General features: G+C 43.9%; 16 protein-coding genes and 1 pseudogene. 10 read left to right on the plus strand and 7 right to left on the minus strand.

Features of this window, described 5'->3' with window-relative positions:
* Window positions 1-45 precede the first annotated feature (45 nt).
* Together AAFP14_RS26645 and AAFP14_RS01150 are read left to right on the plus strand one after the other, a co-directional pair.
* A pseudogene (locus AAFP14_RS26645) lies at window positions 46-111 on the plus strand (RNA-guided endonuclease InsQ/TnpB family protein); the annotation flags it as partial.
* Between the two features lie 193 nt (window positions 112-304).
* Window positions 305-922 (plus strand): CP12 domain-containing protein, encoded by a 618-nt coding sequence (locus AAFP14_RS01150; protein ID WP_341730502.1) that lies wholly within the window; start codon window positions 305-307, stop codon window positions 920-922.
* Window positions 923-1297: 375 nt separating this feature from the next.
* Here the strand turns inward: AAFP14_RS01150 and AAFP14_RS01155 are convergent, their stop codons facing one another.
* Window positions 1298-1540 (minus strand): hypothetical protein, encoded by a 243-nt coding sequence (locus AAFP14_RS01155; protein WP_341730503.1) that lies wholly within the window; start codon window positions 1538-1540, stop codon window positions 1298-1300.
* Window positions 1541-1812: 272 nt separating this feature from the next.
* Window positions 1813-2598, minus strand: coding sequence for an exodeoxyribonuclease III (gene xth, locus AAFP14_RS01160; RefSeq protein ID WP_341730504.1), 786 nt, complete (start codon window positions 2596-2598; stop codon window positions 1813-1815).
* 303 nt (window positions 2599-2901) lie between these two features.
* On the opposite strand from xth, the gene ctpC reads away from it, so the two are divergent.
* Window positions 2902-4257 carry a carboxyl-terminal processing protease CtpC gene (ctpC, locus tag AAFP14_RS01165; protein ID WP_341730505.1) on the plus strand — a complete coding sequence of 452 codons (1356 nt, stop codon included), beginning with the start codon at window positions 2902-2904 and terminating at the stop codon, window positions 4255-4257.
* A 133-nt stretch (window positions 4258-4390) separates the two neighbouring features.
* Here ctpC and AAFP14_RS01170 read toward each other — a convergent pair whose 3' ends face one another.
* Window positions 4391-4966 carry a TerD family protein gene (locus tag AAFP14_RS01170; RefSeq protein ID WP_341730506.1) on the minus strand — a complete coding sequence of 192 codons (576 nt, stop codon included), beginning with the start codon at window positions 4964-4966 and terminating at the stop codon, window positions 4391-4393.
* Between the two features lie 414 nt (window positions 4967-5380).
* Here AAFP14_RS01170 and AAFP14_RS01175 point away from each other — a divergent pair, with 414 nt between their 5' ends.
* On the plus strand, window positions 5381-7840 hold the full coding sequence (locus AAFP14_RS01175) for a heavy metal translocating P-type ATPase (protein WP_341730507.1): 2460 nt from the start codon (window positions 5381-5383) through the stop codon (window positions 7838-7840).
* 195 nt (window positions 7841-8035) lie between these two features.
* On the opposite strand, the gene AAFP14_RS01180 is transcribed toward AAFP14_RS01175, so the two are convergent.
* Window positions 8036-8383 carry a hypothetical protein gene (locus AAFP14_RS01180; RefSeq protein WP_340525136.1) on the minus strand — a complete coding sequence of 116 codons (348 nt, stop codon included), beginning with the start codon at window positions 8381-8383 and terminating at the stop codon, window positions 8036-8038.
* Window positions 8384-8490: 107 nt separating this feature from the next.
* Here AAFP14_RS01180 and tmk point away from each other — a divergent pair, with 107 nt between their 5' ends.
* Both tmk and AAFP14_RS01190 read left to right on the plus strand, forming a co-directional pair.
* Window positions 8491-9153, plus strand: coding sequence for a dTMP kinase (gene tmk / locus AAFP14_RS01185; RefSeq protein WP_341730508.1), 663 nt, complete (start codon window positions 8491-8493; stop codon window positions 9151-9153).
* A 3-nt stretch (window positions 9154-9156) separates the two neighbouring features.
* Window positions 9157-10122, plus strand: a complete 966-nt coding sequence (locus AAFP14_RS01190; RefSeq protein WP_341730509.1) for a DNA polymerase III subunit delta' — start codon at window positions 9157-9159, stop codon at window positions 10120-10122.
* Window positions 10123-10243: 121 nt separating this feature from the next.
* On the opposite strand, the gene AAFP14_RS01195 is transcribed toward AAFP14_RS01190, so the two are convergent.
* The 3 genes from AAFP14_RS01195 to AAFP14_RS01205 all read right to left on the minus strand — a co-directional run bounded on the left by AAFP14_RS01195 (window position 10244) and on the right by AAFP14_RS01205 (window position 14905).
* On the minus strand, window positions 10244-10609 hold the full coding sequence (locus AAFP14_RS01195; RefSeq protein ID WP_340522932.1) for a response regulator transcription factor: 366 nt from the start codon (window positions 10607-10609) through the stop codon (window positions 10244-10246).
* Between the two features lie 311 nt (window positions 10610-10920).
* Window positions 10921-13242 (minus strand): GumC family protein, encoded by a 2322-nt coding sequence (locus AAFP14_RS01200; RefSeq protein WP_341730510.1) that lies wholly within the window; start codon window positions 13240-13242, stop codon window positions 10921-10923.
* Between the two features lie 178 nt (window positions 13243-13420).
* Complete coding sequence (locus tag AAFP14_RS01205) at window positions 13421-14905, minus strand: polysaccharide biosynthesis/export family protein (RefSeq protein WP_341730511.1); 1485 nt, start codon at window positions 14903-14905, stop codon at window positions 13421-13423.
* 281 nt (window positions 14906-15186) lie between these two features.
* On the opposite strand from AAFP14_RS01205, the gene AAFP14_RS01210 reads away from it, so the two are divergent.
* The 4 genes from AAFP14_RS01210 to AAFP14_RS01225 all read left to right on the plus strand — a co-directional run bounded on the left by AAFP14_RS01210 (window position 15187) and on the right by AAFP14_RS01225 (window position 20349).
* Complete coding sequence (locus tag AAFP14_RS01210) at window positions 15187-16578, plus strand: O-antigen ligase family protein (protein ID WP_341730512.1); 1392 nt, start codon at window positions 15187-15189, stop codon at window positions 16576-16578.
* A 278-nt stretch (window positions 16579-16856) separates the two neighbouring features.
* The gene (locus AAFP14_RS01215; RefSeq protein ID WP_341730513.1) at window positions 16857-18194 is read left to right on the plus strand and encodes a flippase; all 1338 of its coding nucleotides are present in this window, start codon (window positions 16857-16859) and stop codon (window positions 18192-18194) included.
* Window positions 18191-19390, plus strand: a complete 1200-nt coding sequence (locus AAFP14_RS01220; protein ID WP_341730514.1) for a hypothetical protein — start codon at window positions 18191-18193, stop codon at window positions 19388-19390. Before AAFP14_RS01215 ends, AAFP14_RS01220 begins: the two co-directional genes overlap by 4 nt.
* A 20-nt stretch (window positions 19391-19410) precedes the next feature.
* On the plus strand, window positions 19411-20349 hold the full coding sequence (locus AAFP14_RS01225; protein ID WP_341730515.1) for a glycosyltransferase family 2 protein: 939 nt from the start codon (window positions 19411-19413) through the stop codon (window positions 20347-20349).
* Window positions 20350-20360: the final 11 nt, after the last annotated feature.

A 20360-nucleotide genomic window follows, 5' to 3' on the forward strand; every position in this document is an offset into this window, starting at 1 on the left:
CTAAAACTAAACAAGAGTCAAACAAGGGTTATGAGCTAACACGCTGGCCTAGGGAGGTTTACTTATAATTGGGGGCTAGCTAGTTGGAGTAATCTTTATAAAAATGGATAGAAGCCCAAAAAGATAGCCCTACTAAAAATGTCGGCTCTAAATCTTGAGGCGTTTAAAAAAATTAACATTAAATTGACCGGGATTAGATTATTCTCAATTTTGAGAAAACGAAATAAATAAATATCAAACATTTGCCAAAAATGTTTTTCTTGACACGATAGAGGTAAATTTAATGAGGAGGGAACCCTAAAAAATGATGATGAAAGCCCAAGATATTATGACCACAGACGTTGTTACCATTCGCGGTTCGGCAACTGTTGCCGAAGCAGTAGCGATGATGAACGAGCTGTGTTTGCGGGCGTTGATTGTGGAACGCCGCCACGAACAAGATGCCTACGGGATTGTGACTGAAACGGATATTGTCTATAAAGTAGCAGCCTACGGAGTAGACCCGAAAAAAGTCCGCGTCTTTGAGATTATGACTAAGCCGTGTATTACGGTGAATCCTGACTTGGGCGTGGAATATGTGGCTCGGTTGTTCGCCAATACCCGCATCCGTCGGGCGCCGGTCATCAAAGACAAGCTAGTTGGCATTATTTCGGTAACGGATATATTGACAAAAAGCGATTTTTTGGAGAAGCCGAAGAGTCTTGTATTTGAGGAAGAAATAGAAAAGGCGATCGCCGATGCCAGAACTATTTGTGCCGAAAAAGGTGTGACTTCTAGAGAGTGCGCGGTAGCTTGGGATATTGTAGAGGAAATGCAGGCTGAGGCTTCTCACCAGCGATCGCAGAAGCTGGACAAAACGGCTTTTGACGAGTATTGCGACGAGAATCCAGACGCGGCTGAAGCTCGGATGTACGACAGCTAAGTTAGTGCGATCAGAAAGGTTGTTTACCGGGCTGTAATTGGTGTATTTTTGTCTATCAAACCGCTTATAAAAACCTAGGCAAACCAGGGTAAGCTCTGCGGTATAAGCTTTAAACGTTCTTTCTTAGTGATTGCGCCTCCTCGCCTTGAGGCGTGACCAAGAAACTCCAGTTAGAAACGCTATAATAATCACAGCGACGTGATATTACAGCCGAACGTTTGATCTTTTTATTCAGTTGGTTCCACTCGCTCCAAACGTGCTTTTCCGGGTTCATCTCGGAATAGGCGGTTAAGGAGCGAGGTATTTTTTCACTCTTATTCATGGCCCTGCGAGCAATCACCAGTGCAGCCGATTCGTCGCTAGCTAAGCCATACATTAGGCCGCACTGATCACGCCATTTGCATGGCGCTTATTGATGCCGTAGGTTTGCTGTAAGTGTGTGTTCCAGTCGGACTTCTTGAATTGTGTACTTAAAAGTAAGTGGTTGACTGTTTCAATACTTGCAGCCCTGAAAATTGGGGCGTAAGCTTCCAAGAACATCTCGAAATCTGTAAATCCAAGTTCGTTGAGTTCATCTGCTGGCGTGGGCAAGCCTTTACAATAAGTTAAGGTAGCCATTGATTCGACCTCTCAATGCGGTTGCATCCTAGTATATTAATCGCTTCGCGCAGGATTTGCAAGTTTTTCAATGAGTTTCTTTTATTTCCGAAACGTCGCTGGCGAGGTCTTTTTCAAAGGTTGCACCTTCTCTTTTGATCGAAATCATCAACGCTAATTAGTCTGTTCGTCAATTTACCGATAATTTAGTAACTAAAACCTAGGTAAATCTAGGTAAAATGTCAACTGCTGTGAACCCGGTTTCTGGCTATCCCTGCGTAAGTCGCGATCGATCAAAATTCGACAATTACCGGGGTGTGGTCGCTGGGTTTGATCAGTTTCCTAGGATGAATATCTATGGTGCAGTTTTTGGCTTTTTCGTAGAGAGACAAGCTGAGATAGTGGTGGTCAATTCTCCAGCCTTTGTTGCGAGCAAAGGAGGCGGCACGATAGTCCCACCAGCTATAATGGCCACCTTCTGAGGTGAATTTACGAAAGGGGTCACTCAATCCTAATTCTATGATTTCTGTGAGTGCGAGGCGCTCTGGGACTGATAAGCCGGCGGAGTTAGCACAAGCTTTGGGGTCGTAAATATCTCGATCGCCCGGAACGATATTAAAGTCTCCACAAATGCACAAATTAGGTGATTTGTCAAGAGCAATTTTCAAGTATTTGTGTAACAATTTCAGCCAATGTAACTTGTATTCATATTTCTGGGAACCCACTTCTGAACCGTTGGGAACATATACGGAAATAATACAAATATCGTCGATGATGCCGGTGATGAGGCGTTTTTGTTCGTCAAAAGTGCCGACGATTTCCTCACCGAGAATGGGTGAAAATCCGGCGCTAACTTGCTGCATGGGAACTCGACTCAAAATCGCCACACCATTGTAGGATTTTTGGCCGGAGATGTAACAGTGGTAGCCGATGTCGAGAAAGGGTTGCAGAGGAAAATCTGTGTCTATAACTTTGGTTTCTTGCAGACACAAAACTTCTACAGGGTTTGCTTGCAGCCAGTTAATGACGTGTTCGATGCGGGTGCGGATTGAGTTGACGTTCCAGGTGGCGATTTTCACGATGATAGTTTAAGGTACGCAAGTCTAATCTGCAATGGCGATCGACTGAACGCTTGGTTTGAGCTTTCAGAACAAAAATATCATATCACCTCCTGTACCATCCTGAGTGAAGAGGGAGTCCGCCCTGTTGCAGAACAATTAAAGGTGCTTGTGGGGTATCAACCCCCAGATTGAGCAACCTCTACTTGGGAAATCAAACTCGACAAATTTGAAGAATATAAACACCTCAACTGCGACAGGGCCTTGGTTGTGTTAGATTGAGCGTAATTATTGTGAACTCTTCTCCTCCGGCGCGTCAGACAAATGGTTATCACAAAACGAGGGCTTGTTCTAAGTGCAGCAGCGGTGGTACTCACTGCTGTAACTCTTGCCAACACTGGTTGCAGTTCTAAATCTCTGGCTTCTTTTAGGGGTAGTCCCAAAGAGTTGGTTGATGAAGTTTGGCAGATTATTGACAAAAGTTATGTTGATGGTACTTTTAATCAGGTTGACTGGAAAGCAGTACGAAAGGATTATTTGAACCGGACCTATAGCAGTGATGAGGATGCTTATAAGGCCGTGCGGGAAATGCTCAAAAAGCTAGACGATCCTTATACTAGGTTCATGAACCCACAAGAGTTCAAAAATATGCAGGTTGATACTTCTGGAGAATTAACAGGAGTGGGAATTCAGTTGACTCAGGATGAAAAAACTAAGAAATTAGTGGTGATTTCCCCCATTGAGGATACTCCGGCTTTTAAAGCGGGGATTCAAGCAAAAGATATTATTAGTAAAATCGATGGCAAGAGTACCCAGGGGATGGATACGAATCAAGCGGTAAATTTGATTCGCGGTCAAGTTAATACTGAGGTGACACTGACTATTATCCGCAATAATAAGGAAATAGAATTTAAGCTGAAACGGGCGAAGATTGAAATTCATCCGGTGCGTCATTCGGTGCAGAAAAGTCCGATGGGTGAAATCGGCTATATTCGCCTGAACCAGTTTAGTGCAAATGCGGGATCGGAAATGCGATCGGCAATTCAGGATTTGGAAAAGAAAAAAGTGACAGGCTATATTTTAGACCTGCGTTCTAATCCGGGGGGGTTGTTGTACGGGAGTATTGAGATTGCTCGGATGTGGCTCCAAGAAGGTACGATTGTCTCTACGGTCGATCGAATCGGCGAGACGGATAGACAAACTGCCAATAAAAAAGCGATTACTGACAAACCTTTAGTGATACTGGTAGACGGGGGTTCGGCCAGTGCTAGCGAGATTCTTTCCGGTGCTTTGCAGGACAACAAACGGGCGGTTTTGGTGGGAACAAAGACCTTTGGGAAAGGTTTAGTGCAGTCGGTACGTGGTGTGGGAAATGGTTCGGGTTTAGCTGTTACGATCGCTAAATATTTTACTCCCAATGGGCGGGATATCAACCACTTGGGCATTGAACCGGATGTGAAAATTGAACTTACCGAAGCTCAAAAAGAGGAATTGAGGCGCGATCGGGATAAAATCGGTACGAATGCAGATCCGCAGTATGCAAAAGCTTTGGAAATTTTGACCAAGAAAGTGACTGGTCAAACAGTGAATCAGAAGGCTGAGTCGAAACCGAATGCTACGCCACCAAAAGCGACTGCGCCCCAGGCTAAGCCAAGTTCTGCACCGGCTAAATCTAAGTAAGTAAATCCACCTAATTAAACGTAAGATACAGGTGGCTAAAAAGCTTGCTGTATGACCATTGTTCACCAAAGAATTGGGTCTGAAGCGCTAAAGTCCTCATTACAAACCTGGTGGGTAGTGAGGACTTTAGCCATCACTTTTCTACATAATATTTTTCCACAAAACTTCGCAATCCTGATTTATATCCTTGTCCTACGGCCTGAAACCTCCACTCTCGGTTTTTTTTATACAAACGTCCAAATTCCAAAGCTGTCTCTAATGTAAAATTCTCTTTTAATTCGTACCTAGTCAATTCCGTTTGGCGATCGCGATCGTATAGACTGATAAAGGCGTTCTGGATTTGGCTAAAATTTAATCCTACTGATTCAGCGTCGTGGATAGTGACAATCAGCACAATCTCTTCAATAGTGGCATCGATTAGAGATAAATCTACACTGTAGAGGGTGTTAATGTATCCTTTTCTGGGCGAAGATTTATCCGTGCCGGATTGTTTCACAGCACCATCTAGGGATTTAGGATTATTATAAAATACTAAATAGTCTTCGTGGGGAATTCTGCCATCAGCGCCTAACATAAATGCTGAAGCATCAATGTCACAGTTTTTGTATGATGAATTGACTTGCCAACCCAAAGCGATGACCAGTTTTTTTAAGTTGGGAAATTCTTGAGAAAGATTGAATCTGTCACCTTTAATTAATTGTACGCTCATTTGTCTGGGTTCCTTCCTACACTCTAATTTCAATGGGTAATTGGTAATTGGTAATTGGCACTCTCTCCCTCATCCTATCAATTCCGGTTGTATCGGAATGATTTAACCGCGAAGGCAGTCTTGACGCGAAGTTCGAGAAGAGAGAGTTTAATACAGGACGATGAAGACAGGATTTTAGATCACTCAAAAATGCCAAGGCTTAAAAAAATCTAACACTTTCGGTAGATGGCGAAATTTTTATTTACTCTCAAAGTAGAGACATTTATCCATGAAGTAGATTAGACATCTCCCATCATTATTTCTTGTGGAACAGGCGGGATACCCGTTCTTAACAGGCTTGTTGGGAAATGTCTGTTAAAAAAATGACCAATACCGAGATATTGTAATCAATTCTAAGTAATTCCTAGGCAATTTATGGCAAACACAGTTCCTGAAATGCGATCGTCAATCATCTCAGTCAAAGAATCCTCACCACCTGAAATTGTGACTTTCGATGTCAGTGGTATGAAGTGTGCAGGCTGCGCCAAGGCAGTTGAACGCCAACTAATGCAATACTCAGGGGTAATTTCAGCTTGCGTTAACTTAGCCGTAGAAGTAGCAACGGTTGAGTGCGAACCGGGGGCGGTGGATGCTGATGCCTTAGCCAAAAAGTTAACCGATAGTGGATTTCCCAGTCAATCTCGCGCAGGTGGAAATCAGCGAGAAATGGATCTGGCGATAATTGAAAGGCGACAGCAAGAAATTCGAGAGCAAATAGGACAATTAACGATCGCCCTGTTCTTAATTATTCTCTCAGGTTCAGGTCACGTATTGGGAACAAAAGCCCCAATTTTAAGCAATATTTGGTTTCACTGGGGACTTGCAACTCTAGCTTTACTACTACCTGGGCGGCGAATTGTAGTGGACGGGTGCCGCAGTTTGTGGCGAAATGCACCCAATATGAATACTCTGGTAGCTTTAGGCGCTGTCACAGCTTACACCGCTAGCAACGCGGCACTGCTGTTTCCCCAGATGGGATGGGAATGCTTTTTTGACGAACCGGTGATGCTGCTGGGCTTTATTTTGTTGGGGAAAACTCTGGAACAGCAAGCTAGACAGCGCGCCGCCTCAGCACTACAAGCTTTAATCGCACTCCAACCAGCTACTGCGCGCTTAGTTGATTTTAAATTGCCGATTTTAGATTTGGACTCGCCATCTCCGGTCTACAATCCACAATATATTGAAATTCCAGCCGATCGTGTCCGAGTCGGAGAATGGCTGCAAGTTTTACCAGGGGACAAGATTCCGGTAGATGGTGAAGTTTGCGAAGGTAAAACAACCATAGATGAGTCGATGCTGACTGGGGAATCGATGCCGATTTTGAAGCAAACAGGAGATCCCGTGGCGGCGGGAACTATCAATCAATCTGGGGCGATCGTGATCCGGGCAACTCGCACGGGTAAGGAAACTACTGTAGCTCAAATGGTGGCTTTGGTGGAAGCTGCCCAAACTCGGAAAGCGCCGATTCAAAATTTGGCGGATACTGTGGCGGGATATTTTGTCTATGGGGTAATGGCGATATCGGCTTTAACCTTCCTATTTTGGTATTTTGCCGGAACTCATCTGTGGCCATCTGTGCTTTTAGGGCATGGGGCTATGAACATGGGCCATGGGGCCATGGGCATGGGCCACCAATTACCAATTACTGATTATCAATCACCTTTGCTGTTAAGTTTGAAATTGGCGATCGCCGTTTTAGTCATTGCCTGTCCTTGTGCTTTGGGACTGGCTACCCCAACTGCCATTTTAGTTGGTTCTGGGATTGGGGCGGAGCGCGGGCTTTTGATTCGCGGTGGTGATGTTTTGGAACGGGTGCATCAATTAGATACGGTGGTTTTTGACAAAACTGGTACTTTGACTACCGGAGAGCTGACACTCACAGATTATTTGCCGATTTTTGAGAATTCTGGGTTGGATGGGACTTCAGATCTGAATGTTAGCCACAGGCAAGATGCCTGTTTTACCATTGACTCCCAACTTCTGCAAATCGCCGCGGCTGTGGAAAGGGGTTCTTGTCATCCCGTCGCGGCAGTGATTTTGCGGGAAGCTCAACAACAAGCTTTGCCACTGCTGGCTGCTGAGGATTTCTACACGGCACCGGGATTGGGGGTTTCGGCTGTGGTGGAGGGCCGACTGGTGTTCGCCGGGAATGCCGAGTGGATGACGCAGCAGGGGGTCGCTATTGCCACAGAATTGTGTGGGTCTTTTCAAGGCAAAACGGCGGTTTATGTGGCTTGTGAGGGCGTTTTGCTGGGGGTAATCGGCCTAAAAGATACTCTCAGACCGGATGCTAAGGCGACGGTGGAGCGTTTGCGGGCTATGGGATTGCGGGTGATGATGCTGACGGGGGATACGCCTGGGGCGGCGTTGGCGATCGCCAACCAGTTAGATTTGCCGACGACGGATGTTTTGGCTCAAGTGCGGCCAGAAGAGAAGGCAAGGGCGATCGCTGCTTTGCAAGCCGAAGGCCGGAAAGTGGCGATGGTGGGTGACGGAATTAATGATGCCCCCGCTTTAGCTCAAGCAGATGTTGGTGTCGGGTTACATGGTGGGACTGATGTAGCTGTTGAAACTGCTCAGATTGTCCTAATGCGAAATACTTTGATGGATGTTGTGGAGTCGATCGAACTTAGTCGCGCTACTTTTAAGAAAATTCGCCAAAATCTGTTTTGGGCTTTTGGTTACAATATGCTCGGAATTCCTGTGGCCGCTGGTCTTTTACTCCCGGTAATGGGAATTTTACTCAGCCCTGCTGCGGCTGGTGCATTTATGGCGTTTAGTTCTGTTAGCGTTGTTACCAATTCTTTGCTGCTGCGTCGCGAATTTCGGCCTTAAATTTACAGATTTTAGCTAACAATCCTCAGTCATTGGTCATGAGCCAAGAACTCCTGCCTGCCGAAAGTACAAGGCCGAAAGTATGGATACTGAAGGCTGAATTTAATCAAAATAGCGACTAATGACTAATGACTCATGACTAATGACTAATGACTAATGACTCATGACTCATGACTCATGACTAATGACTAATGACTAAAGTGCCATACTTTCTAAGAGCCGCCAGTTACGGTTGCTCATAATCGACTGAGTGACTAGCTCAAACATTTGACGGCAGTGGTTATTGGTTTTGAGGGGGAGTTCCTCGTTTTTAATCACGAAATTCATGCGAACTTCTGAATCGCTGCTCGTGTTTTGCTCAATTAGGACTTCTGCGGTGACAAGCTTGGGTATAGAAACTTGACCGGGAAGTTCGCGAGCCATGAGAGAATCTCCTGTATTGTAGATAATATCAAGATTGCATGACTCTAAAATCTCAATCAAAGAGTGACGGAGACGGTCGATGGGAACGGCAACGATAAAAAAACCAGTATAACGAGCCATAAAAAAAACTCCTGCCGTGAGGCATTTAGACTTTATCATCATACCTAACATCTAAGATATCTACAGTACAATAATCACTTATTTTATCCAAATTCTAAGGGAAGTCAATGGCAGGGAAACTGATCGTCTTTGAAGGAGTTGAAGGTGCAGGAAAAACTACGCAAATGCAGCGGTTGATACATTGGCTGCCAAAAAACTGTCTTACAATCAAAAATTTTGTTGCTACTCGTGAGCCTGGGGGGACTGAACTGGGAAAGCGACTCAGAAGGTTATTACTGGAGCCTGAGTCCGAGGAATTAGTATCAAATCGAGCGGAATTACTGATGTATGCTGCCGATCGCAGTCAGCACGTCGAAACTTTTCTCAAACCCAAGTTAGCCCTGGGGACGATGGTTTTGTGCGATCGCTTTACTGATTCTACTATTGCTTATCAGGGCTACGGCCGCGGTATTAATTTAGACTTAATTAACCAACTGAACGCCATTGCTACTGGGGGCTTGCAAAGTGATTTGACTTTTTGGCTGGATATCGATGTGTCAGCGGGCTTGGCGAGGGCAAGGGCGAGGGGAGAGTGCGATCGTATGGAGCTAGCTGATTTGGCATTTCACCAGCGGGTACAACAAGGTTTTTCGGAGTTGACTAGACAAAATCCGGATCGAATGGTGAGGATAAATGCCGATCGCACTGAGGATGAGGTCGCCCAAGAAATTCAAACTATCTTAAGTAGTAAGTTAGCAGCTTGGGGATATGGAAACAATTCGGAATTTTGAATTATGGATTATTTTGAATCATTAATCGGACAAAACCAGGCAGTAGAATTACTCACTCAAGCCGTCTCTGGCAACCGCATTGCTCCCGGCTATTTATTTGTGGGATCTAACGGGATCGGCAAAAGTTTAGCGGCTCGATGTTTTATTGAGCTTTTCTTCTCGGCAAATCTGACACAACCAAAATTAATAGCCTCGGTGCAAAACCGCGTGCGACTGAGAAATCACCCAGACTTGCTCTGGGTAGAACCAACTTACATGAATCAAGGCAAGCGGCTGTCAGCACAGGAAGCTGAGGAAGCGGGCTTGAAGCGCAAATCACCGCCCCAAATTCGACTAGAGCAGGTGCGAGAAATCGGTGATTTTCTGAGTAGACCACCCCTAGAATCTGCCCGTTCTATTGTCGTGTTGTCGCAAGCAGAAACCATGGGTGAGGGGGCTGCCAATGGTTTATTGAAGACTTTGGAAGAACCGGGAAAAGCTGCCCTAATTTTAATGGCTCCGACTGTGGAATCTTTGCTACCAACCTTGATTTCACGGTGTCAAAAAATTCAGTTTAATCGCCTCAATCCCGCAGCGATGGCACGGGTATTGCAGGAAAGGGGATTTGGAGAGATTTTGTCCCATGCTGAGGTGATGGGAATGGCCCAGGGAAGCCCTGGAGAGGCAATTGCTATTTGGCAGCAACTGCAATCGATGCCGGAGGATTTGTTACAAAAAGTTAAGCAGTTGCCTCAAAATTTGCGATCGGCCTTGGAATTGGCAAAGGAAATTGATAAAACTTTGGATACTGAATCCCAGTTATGGTTAATCGATTATTTACAGCACTGTTACTGGCAGCAATTTTTGGCAGGGGGAATTAGTCGATCGCCTTTAGAGCCTTTAGAAAAAGCGCGACAATATTTACTCAACTATGTACAGCCACGATTGGTTTGGGAATGCACATTAATGGGAATATGTCAACCATTATAATTTTGACACTATTCCCCTCATCCTTAAAATCTACAGGGATCGATCGGGCACAAGTCCCACGAGCCAGCGGGAGAAAGGGGAAATGCTCAAGAGAATTTTTCCTGTAGCTATCAGCTCAAGCTTAAGCCCGCAGCAGTTGCTTGATCGTGCCTACCAATTCCTGGGGGTGAAAGGGCTTAGCAATGTAAGCATCGGCACCTTGTTTCATACCCCAGTAGCGATCGAACTCCTCACTTTTGCTCGAACACATTACCACAGGCAAACTCTGAGTTTTTGGGTCACTTTTGAGTCGGCGACAAACTTCATAGCCATTCATCCGGGGCATCACGATATCCAAAACTACCAAATCTGGCCGATTTGTCTTAATTTGCTCTAGAGCTTCTACGCCATCACTAGCTACCGTGACGTTCAGTCCTCTACCTTTGAGCAAGTCAGCGATCATCTCCCGCAGAGTTACGCTATCATCAACAACCATAACTGTACTCATAGAATAGTCCTTACCAAGTTTCTGGGTTGAAACGTTCACAATAAAAGATATGTTAGCTTGATTGAAATTTTGCTCTTTGAGGTTTAGTCTACCCACTTTTGCTCATTTCCCAATCATGTTTTTCAGGATTAGCGCGAAATTAAACATCCGCGAAATCTCCCTTGACATACCATGCTATGTTCGTTAGTCTATCATTTTCTTTCTTAAATGGTACTTTTGTCAAAAATTGCTGATTTAGTTTGGTTTTAGGTTTCGCGGCCATGGTCCCTGACCCCAGACTAAAGAAATCACTGGGATGAGAGGACCATGTGTCAATTATGATTTTTTTGCTCTAAAACCGGTAGTTTTTGTTCGTAGAGGGCATCCATAACTCCTGGGCGCTGGCGGTAGTTTTGACCTGAACTTTTTAAGCCGTTAGCAACCATTCCCACAATGGAAGCTCCTGAAATTTTTAATTCTTCCAAGACTTTGGTAACTTGGGAGCGGTCTGTTTTGGCAATTTTTACCACCAATACCGTACCGTCAGTGTGAGCCGCAATCAAGTGGGCATCTGCCAAGCCGACTAGAGGGGGCGAGTCATAAATCACTAAGTCAAAAAATGCTTGAAATTGCTCCATCAGATACTGCATTTTTTTGGAGGACAGAAACTTAATCGGATCGGCAGGAATCTGACCTGCGGTGAGTACGAACAGGTTTTCCTCCGAGGGGGAGCGCTGAATGACTTCGTTAAGACTGAGGTCTGTAGAGATGACTTCGCTGAGTCCCCGCAGGTTTGGTAGTCCTAACTTAATGTGGAGTTGCGGAGAACGCAAATCTGCATCTATTAATAATACTCTCTGCCCGACCGCGGCGGCTGTGGCCGCTAGGTGCAGGGCTACTGTCGATTTTCCGTCTCCGTCTAGGGCGGAACTGACTAAGAGCGATCGAATTGGCCTGTCGGCACTTAGCAAGTTAATGTTGGTGTAGAGCGATCGAAATGCTTCTAAGAATTTATAGTCGGAATCGCTAAAAATACCCGTACCTTCCAGGCTCCGAGTAGGAGGTTTAGCATCGACTGGCTGAGCATTTTTTGCTTTCATCGAGGTGAGTTTCCTGGTTCTAACTGGAGAGCGACGCTTGATTCTTTTCGTCAATGGGATTACTCCAATTATGGGAAGCTTTGTTGCCATTCTCAAGGATTCAGGAGTATGGAACACATTATTAAGTACCTCCACCAGTAATCCAATCGCTATCCCCAACAAACTACTTAAAACCACTGCTAGGACTAACTGTTTGCGAGTTTGTTTCACCGTTGCAGTTATATATTTTCCGAATTTGTCTAAGGGAATTTCTGGAGGGTTAATTAGTACCCAAGGTATTTGTTGCTGAGCTGCATCTATCCGCAAAGCTTCTCGTTTTGCCAAAAAGTCAGACAAACTTTTAGTCACCACTAGCAGTTCTTGCTGTAAATTGTCGTATTCTCTAGTTGTTAATGAAAATTCTCTATTTTTTTGATTCATTTGTTTTTGCAACTGATTCATTGCCAAATTTCGTGACTCAAGTTCTTTGATTTGGCTGTTTAAATTTTTCATTACCACTTCTTGAGCTTGTTGGGTGGCTGTTAATATTAGCTCTTCCCTAGTTTTTTTGAGTGCTAAAATTGGCAAACTGTCCTCTCTGTACTGAGCTAATTTTAGGGAAATTTCTGAGTCAACTTTTTGAATTTCACCTAATAATCCTGCGTAAGCTTGTCCTTGGGTCATTAATATGCCAACTGGGTTATTCTGTTCCAGTAACTTTTGATAATTTTGGTAGACAGTTCGCATCCCTTTTAACTGTACTTGGAGTGTGGCTTGCTGTCCCCGAATGCTCTGAACTTGTTCTGACAAAGATTTTCCTTCTAGCTGGGGGTCAAACAAGTTGCTCTGCTGGCGCAGTTTTTGAACTTGTAGTTGCAAAACTTCGACTCTTTCTCGGAGCTTGGGCATCTCCATATCTATAAACTTAATTCCTTGATTAATACCTGTTAGTCGCTGTTGCAAACTGTACTCTAAATAAGCTTTAGAAACTCTATCTAATACAGCATAAATTCTTTTGGGATTGGAATCTTTGTATTTAACTTCTAAGATTTTTGTACCTTGCTGTTTGCCATCTTTTTCATAGCTAATTCGGTTGATTGACAATTTTGACATTAGGTCATTGTAGGTCATATTAGGATACAATGCCTGCATTCTTTGTAGCACGGGTCGCATCATTCTGGGACTGCGTAAAATCCTAATTTGCGTTTCATAATCTACTAAACTAATCCCTTCTATATTGATTTTAGCTAAGTCAGCAGCTACGGTATTATCTAATTGTTTGGATAGTAAACCTTCAGCGGTAGCTGGTTCTACCAACAAGGAAAATGAGCCTTCATAGTCGATGGTAATGCTTTTAGAATTTTTGAGTATCACCGCTCCCACCACGGAACTCAAAGCAATGGTGGCTACTAGCATTACCAGGAGGCGGCGACGTACCACCCCAAATAGCCAAGACAAGTCTAGTTTTTCTTCTTCTATTTCTTCAAACTTATCTCTGTAGTTAGGAGCAGACAAGGGAGACAATTGACCATTGGATTTTGGTAGGAACGGTTGGTAATTTTTTCTGGTATCCATATTCAGTCTGTGTATTAGAGAGGTTGATATTTAAGATGCTACCGATATTTTAGAGGTTGATATTCCAGATACTACAGTGCCACAACTCCGGGAAAATGCTATTCCTTAGTTTATTCTAACCGAGCGATCGGGCCCGATCGCCAAATTAGAACTTCCTGAAATTTTGCCCAAGACCTGCTCAGCGGAATATAGAGCGGATAATGTTGAGAAAATTGAACACTCCGGTAGCTGGACCTAAAGGTCCAAGGACTGTATTCATACGGTCTACGAATTTGATGAGACCGCTGCGCGACACTACTATCGTATCGTTGTTGCGGAGTTGAGGATTTTTTTCCTCGTTAATTCCTTGAGTTAAATCGACTTGGATCGTGCGTTTAGTGGCAGTACCATCAATATTGAGACGAATTAGGTCAACAGTTTCTCTAGTAGCTCTGCTGTTTTCGTAGCCAAAAAATCCTCTAGAGAGCAAAGCCTGATTCAAGGTAGCATTGGCTGGGAGCTTGATTGGTTCCAGAGGAGTTCTGACTTCTCCGACCACAAAAACATTGATGGCGGGGGGAGCAAAGTTAACGTTAGCCAACAGACCAGCTTCGGCGGGGTTGACGATAGTTGCTTTAGGAACGACGATTGTATCTCCTTGCTGGAGGATAGTATCTTGAGACCCGTCGCCCGACTCTAGGAATTGCCACAGGTTGACTGGGATAATTTGTTCGCCTTTTCTGGTGATGCGACGCACTTGAATTTGGCGGATATCTGCCTCTGGAGTGATGCCACCGGCTAGCTGAATAGCTCTGATGACGGTGGGGAATCCTTCCCGGCTCAGGTCGTTGGTAGTGTTCCCACCAATGACGACGTAAGCTCCAGGGCGGGTGACTTGACCGACTATAGAGATCGATCTAGGTTTTTCTGGGGGTGGAGAAAAGTTGGCGGTCGCGAATTGGCGTGCTTCTGCTTGGTTGAAGTTGGTGACGGTGGGAATCACAATGGTGTCTCTGTCTTGCAAAATGATGTCTTGAGAGATGTCTCCTTCCTGCAAGAATTTCCATAGATTGACGTTGAGCACTTGGTCTGGCCCGTCGGGTTGGGGCCTGCGGACACGGATGTTACGGATGTCGGCGACACCAGTGACGCCTTCAGCGAGTTTGATGGCTTGAGTGACGGTTGGGTATTGGACTGAGGGTGTTACACCTGGACCTGAAGCGAGGGCGATGGTGAAATTTCCGGGCCTGGTGACTTCTCCGATGACACCGACGTTGAGGGGGCGGGCGGCCACGAGGCTGACTGTGACTATCGGGTCTTTGAGGACGCGACGGTAGGCGTTACGGATAATAGTGGTGGCTTCTACTAAGGTCAGGCCACGGATTGATATTAAACCGATTAGGGGTAGGTTGACAGAACCGTCTGAGAGAACTTCGTAGCCGCGGGTGAGTTCGGGTACTTCCAGTATTTCTACTTGGATGCGATCGCCTCCACCTAGTTTATAGCTTTCTGGGGATCTCCTCAATCCTGTAGGGGGTGTGGTGGCTGCACCGGGACGTAATCGGACTTGCGCCGTAGCACTCCCTGGGAGTCCTAGGGAAATCATACTCGCGCAGGCGATCGTCCACAAGGTTAAACTCAATACGGACAGGGTTATTTGTTTAGGAAAATCAGTGTTAACCACAGGCTACCTATTTGATTACTAGCATCATTCACCAGTTTAATCGCCGATCGCGGAAATGCCTTGTTTATGGCAGACGGGCGGTTGTGCATCTATATTGTCTATGGTGGTGTTAGAGGCTCAGAGAGTCAGAGGCGAGAGGATTTTTGATAGGGTTCAAGAAATCTACAATCTATAGCACTTCTCACTCAAGCGACATTCCCTCGCCAGTTAATTAACACTTCTTTAATTCCCAAATCTCAAATTTCCAATTTTAACTTCTTAGAATTCAAAAAAATATATTTATGGCAAAACTCATTAGGGAACTAATTCTCAGCAATAATCTGTTGCTAATTATATTAGGATTGAGCGTATTTATTCTCACTCTCTTCATCTTTCAGATAGCTAGTCAAAAAAAAATTGGTCTTACTTTAGAAAGATGGTTTACTATTCTGTATATATTCGTATCTCCTCACGTCAATTTACCTCCTTTTAATTACCTGCATTTTGTAAATATTTCTGAACTTGAAAAAGGAATAATGTATCAAATTCCTTTTCTTTTTTATCCGTGGATTGCATTTCTTTTATGTGGGAGATTAGTTAAATTTTTAAACAAGCAATTTGTGGAAGGTTTGTCATCAGTTATTTTGAGGAATCCTGCTGCTTTTGTGTATTTTTTATTGCCAATTACATCGACACTTTGGTCGCTAGTTCCTGATATTACACTAAAAGCAGGAATGGCATTTACAGGTTTTACCATTGTTGCTTTTTATATAGCTTCACGATATGAGTGGCATGAGCTATCTGGGTTACTGCGAGCGGGCTATACCTCCCTCGCTATAGTTAGTTTTTTGCGACGCCCGAATGTGGGACGCGAATTTGCCGGAATTACGGGTCACAAAAACACTTTCGGCAGCCTCATGGTTATATGTACAGCACTGTGGTATCTTCACTATTCCCAAGGTGCTAAAACTCAGAAAGAGCGCTGGATAGCTCTGGGGTTAATGTTTTTTTCCTTTTATTTGGTGAGAGCTACTAGCTCTGGCGGTTCTTTAGTTAATAGTTTGATGCTCATAGTTGTAGTATCATCATTAAGTTTTCTGAGTAAATTAAAATTTCAATGGGCATTTACTTCTATTGTCGGATTTACGGTGCTCGGAATCATTGCCAGTGTTTATATCATAGATAACTTAGAGTCCATTGTTGTGGGAGGTTTAGGAAAGGATTTAACCTTGACTGGACGCACGGAATTCTGGCCAAAATTAATCGATGCAGCCAATCAGCGTCCTTGGTTTGGCTATGGATTTGATGGATTTTTTCAACAAGATGAAGTCGGAGAGCAAACCCCAGCTTATTTTATATATACGACCAATGGGTTTCAGCCCAAAACGGCTCATAATGGTGCGATATCAGTTTTGCTTTCTTTTGGTTATCCGGGAATGATTGTAATTTTAGTTTCTCTGTTAACTAATTTAATTTTTGCGGTCAGAGAACTGAGTCGTCGCCCGCTATCTCAATCGGGAATCCCAATTATTTACTTAGTGTTTATTATTTTAAATAATATAACTGAAGGTTCTCTAGGTGAGATTGGGGATGTCTGGCTGGGCTACGTGATACTGACTGTTAGGCTCAGTATAGATAGTGCCAAATCTTCATCTATGCCCCACCTGAGCGATCGACGTGAATTGGAGTCTTGATTGGGATTCAGACTCAATATATAGATTAAGTTTACAATTTGACCGATTGAGTAGAATTCCGAGCTATGGTATTATTACTGCTCTGGGCTTGGTAAATTATACTATTGCCTTTAGGTGAGTATTTTAAAAAAAAGTCTATAAAAACAGCTAAAAGTTTTTCAATAAATGGTTGATGACTGCGAAAGGTTATGATAAACTCTCTAAAAGAGGGTGATTTTAAATTGACTATCAAAGTCTCAACAAACAGATTTATCTATTTAAGGACTCAAAACTTTCTAATGTTAGATAAACTCGCAGTGGCCAGTCAAAAAATCGGGCCTGGTCTTCGTCAGGTACTCGTGAATCTGGCGTGGCTGTTCACTGACCAAATTTTGCAGATGGCTTTGGGTTTGATCGTAGGGCTTTGGGTGGCACGCTATCTGGGGCCGGTGCAATTTGGATTGCTCAACTACTCGATCGCCTTTGTTTCCGTCTTTAGTTCGGTAGCAACCATGGGATTGGGTGGTATCGTCATCCGGGATATCGCTCGCAATCCTGAATGCAAAAACGAAACCCTGGGGACAGCCTTCGCGATGCAATTTACTGGTGGCTGCATCACTCTGTTGTTAACTGTGGTGATGATTTCCTTATTCAAGCCGGATGAGACTCTGACTCGCTGGTTGGTAGGCTTGATCGCAGCCGGGACGGTATTTCAAGCTTTTGAGACCATAAATTTTTGGTTTGAGTCCCAAGTCCAGTCAAAATATACAGTGCTGGCCAAGAATTCAGTCTGTTTGTTAGTTGCCGGAGTCAGAATTGGATTGGTACTGCTGGGGGCACCACTACTTGCCTTTGCAGGCATTCGCTTGATAGAGGTGGCGATCGTCGGCATGGCCTATTTATATTGTTATAAGCTTACGGGAAATAAAATTCAGGATTGGCAATTCAGTTGGTCCAGGGGGAAGGAACTACTGCGGGAGAGTTGGCCGATTATGTTGTCAGCCTTTGCAGTTTTCTTGTACTCGAAAACCGATCAGCTCATGCTGGGTGGGATGAATAAAAATGCTGAACTGGGATATTATGCTGCGGCTGTAAAGATTTCCGAAGTTTGCGATTTTTTGCCGATGATCGTATCTTCATCTATTTTTCCTAAATTAGCTAATTTAAGAGATAAAAATTATGAAGAATATATGAATAAATTTCAAATTTACTGTGATAGTATGATGATACTATGGTTGGGAGTGGCACTCCCAATTTCATTGCTTTCTCCTTGGATAGTCAAGGTGCTTTACGGTGACAAGTATAGTAGTTCAGCAGCGGTACTGGCTATCTATGTTTGGGCGCAATTTGGGAGTAACTTTGGGGTGGCGCGCAACACCTATTTTACGATAGAGGGTCAGTTGCGGTACAGTCTGTACTTGACAGTCATCGGCTCCATTTTTAATGTGGGGTTAAACTGGTTTCTGATTCCTAATTATGGAGCGCTTGGTGCAACGGTAGCTACTCTGATTACTTATTTCTATGTGATTATTTTAGTCAATTTCATGATTAAGGAATTGCGGCCTTTTGGTAAATTAATTTGGAAATCGCTTAACTTGTACAAAGCGGTTTTTCGGATAATGGGATTAATAAAATGATTAAAATCAAACCCGACATTCAGCAGCAATCCAATTGTCCCAGAACAGGTGCTGCTCTCACACCCATCGAGGTCCTATGGCAGGGGATTCAGATTTGTGTGAAATCTAAGTTAAACGACTCGGAGACTGAAATAATCGATGTATTGAGAGTTGGTCATGGGTCTCACACGTCCATTCAAGTTGATTTAGCAAAAGGAGAGGTTTTTTCTGGGGATAGTAGAATGGGAGAATGGTTAGGAAAACCCTTACTGCATTCACTCCAAAATCCTAGACCTGAGAAACTTGAAATCACCAAAGAAATTTTTAAGAAGTGCGATCGGGTAATCATCTTAAACTGTATTGACTATCTTTACGGTCACTCCCTGTTAAAGTTACTCAATGCCGCAAGACACTTGGATTCCCAGCCGGAATTTGGGCTAATTACGATCGTCCCTAAGTTTTTAAGGTGGATGGTTCCTGACGGAGTGGCTGAAGTCTGGACAGTACCTATATCTTTAAAAAATGGTCTGGAGTATTATCCCAGCTTTGCCGAGTTTGTGCAGGAAGAAACTCAACGTTTTCAGGAGATTTATGTCAGCGAAGCCTATTCTCATCCGAGTCGGTTTGACATCACCAGGTTTACGAGGGTGCCCAAACACAATTTTGAGGGAGAAGAAATCAAAATTACGTTTATCTGGCGCGAAGATCGTTTGTTAGTTAATCGTTTTTTGTTCCGAGTTTTGCGAAAGCTTAAGTGTCAAAAAATTGCACTATGGCTCCAAAATTTGATGATTCAGGAAGTATTTAAAAAAATCAGGTTGCAGATACCAGCGGCTAAATTTGCAGTGGCTGGTCTGGGGACAACAACTAATTTCCCAGAATGGATTAAAGATTATAGGGTGGATAGTTTTAATGAAAAAATTGAACAGGAAATATGCCACTTGTATGCAGAAAGCCGTTTAGTAATTGGTCTGCACGGCTCTAATATGCTACTGCCTTCGGCCCATGCTGGCATGACCATTGATTTAATAGATGAGCGCTGGGGCAACTTGGCTCAAGATATTATCTACCAAGAAAGCAACCCTAGAATGGCTTCTGGTCGCTATAGATTTTTGCCCTATCAGACGAAAAATGATACACTGGCATTCATAGCGACTGTGATGGTTCTGAATTTTGCGGAGTTTAAATCCTATATGACTGCTGATGTTGTGAATTAAAATTATAGTAGAGAATTTAAATGTTGGATTGGCAATTGAAGACTCCCGTCGCATTTATTATTTTTAAACGCCCGGAAGAAACCGAAAGGGTGTTTGCAGAAATTCGCAAAGTCAAGCCACCGAAACTTTTAGTAGTTGCGGACGGACCCCGTGCAGATAGACTGGGGGAAGACCGAGATTGCGATCGCGTTCGTGCCATTATTGAGCGAGTAGATTGGGACTGCGAAGTATTGAAAAATTATGCTGACGTCAATCTGGGCTGTCGGCTACGGGTTTCCAGCGGTATCAATTGGGTGTTTGAGATGGTGGAAGAGGCGATTATTATTGAGGATGACTGTTTACCTCATCCGACATTTTTCCGCTTCGCTGAAGAATTGCTCGATCGCTACCGAGACGATCGCCGAATCATGTCAATCTCCGGTCAAAATGTTCAGTTTGGGCGAAAAAGAACAGATTACAGCTACTACTTTTCTCGCTACAATCACTGCTGGAGTTGGGCGACTTGGAGACGAGCTTGGCAGCACTACGATTTAGATATGAAGTTGTGGCCGGAAATTCGCGATGGTAATTTTTTGGCGGATGTACTGGGAGATCCGCAAGCAGTAAAAGTTTGGACAAAGACTTTTGAGCTTTGTTATGAGCAAAAAATAGATACTTGGGATTTCCAGTGGGCTTTTGCTAGCTTTATTCAAAATGGTATGAATATTCTGGCTAATGTCAATTTAGCTTCTAACATCGGACACGGTACGGGAGGAACTCACACGGGGGATGTCACCAGTCCATATAATAATATGGCGGCGGAAGCCCTAACATTTCCGTTGAAACACCCACCCTTTGCAATTCGGGACGCCCAAGCAGATAATTTCACTCAAAATACTTTGTATGATTACGATCCGCCACTGCTAAAAAAGGTGCAAAGGAAAGTCCATAAAGTGTTGACACAAATCCGATCGCATTAGACGTTCTAAAT

This window comes from Microcoleus sp. EPA2 (assembly GCA_020882975.1).
In the GTDB taxonomy this organism is placed as follows: domain Bacteria; phylum Cyanobacteriota; class Cyanobacteriia; order Cyanobacteriales; family Microcoleaceae; genus Microcoleus.

Bases quoted from the DNA above. Each gene is read 5' to 3' on its own strand.
- AAFP14_RS01170 (WP_341730506.1), bottom strand. From the start codon at position 4,966: ATGAGCGTACAATTAATTAAAGGTGACAGATTCAATCTTTCTCAAGAA.
- AAFP14_RS01150 (WP_341730502.1), top strand. From the start codon at position 305: ATGATGATGAAAGCCCAAGATATTATGACCACAGACGTTGTTACCATT.
- AAFP14_RS01175 (WP_341730507.1), top strand. From the start codon at position 5,381: ATGGCAAACACAGTTCCTGAAATGCGATCGTCAATCATCTCAGTCAAA.
- AAFP14_RS01200 (WP_341730510.1), bottom strand. From the start codon at position 13,242: ATGGATACCAGAAAAAATTACCAACCGTTCCTACCAAAATCCAATGGT.
- AAFP14_RS01190 (WP_341730509.1), top strand. From the start codon at position 9,157: ATGGATTATTTTGAATCATTAATCGGACAAAACCAGGCAGTAGAATTA.
- AAFP14_RS01220 (WP_341730514.1), top strand. From the start codon at position 18,191: ATGATTAAAATCAAACCCGACATTCAGCAGCAATCCAATTGTCCCAGA.
- AAFP14_RS01225 (WP_341730515.1), top strand. From the start codon at position 19,411: ATGTTGGATTGGCAATTGAAGACTCCCGTCGCATTTATTATTTTTAAA.
- tmk (WP_341730508.1), top strand. From the start codon at position 8,491: ATGGCAGGGAAACTGATCGTCTTTGAAGGAGTTGAAGGTGCAGGAAAA.
- AAFP14_RS01195 (WP_340522932.1), bottom strand. From the start codon at position 10,609: ATGAGTACAGTTATGGTTGTTGATGATAGCGTAACTCTGCGGGAGATG.
- AAFP14_RS01155 (WP_341730503.1), bottom strand. From the start codon at position 1,540: ATGGCTACCTTAACTTATTGTAAAGGCTTGCCCACGCCAGCAGATGAA.
- ctpC (WP_341730505.1), top strand. From the start codon at position 2,902: ATGGTTATCACAAAACGAGGGCTTGTTCTAAGTGCAGCAGCGGTGGTA.
- AAFP14_RS01210 (WP_341730512.1), top strand. From the start codon at position 15,187: ATGGCAAAACTCATTAGGGAACTAATTCTCAGCAATAATCTGTTGCTA.
- AAFP14_RS01215 (WP_341730513.1), top strand. From the start codon at position 16,857: ATGTTAGATAAACTCGCAGTGGCCAGTCAAAAAATCGGGCCTGGTCTT.
- AAFP14_RS01180 (WP_340525136.1), bottom strand. From the start codon at position 8,383: ATGGCTCGTTATACTGGTTTTTTTATCGTTGCCGTTCCCATCGACCGT.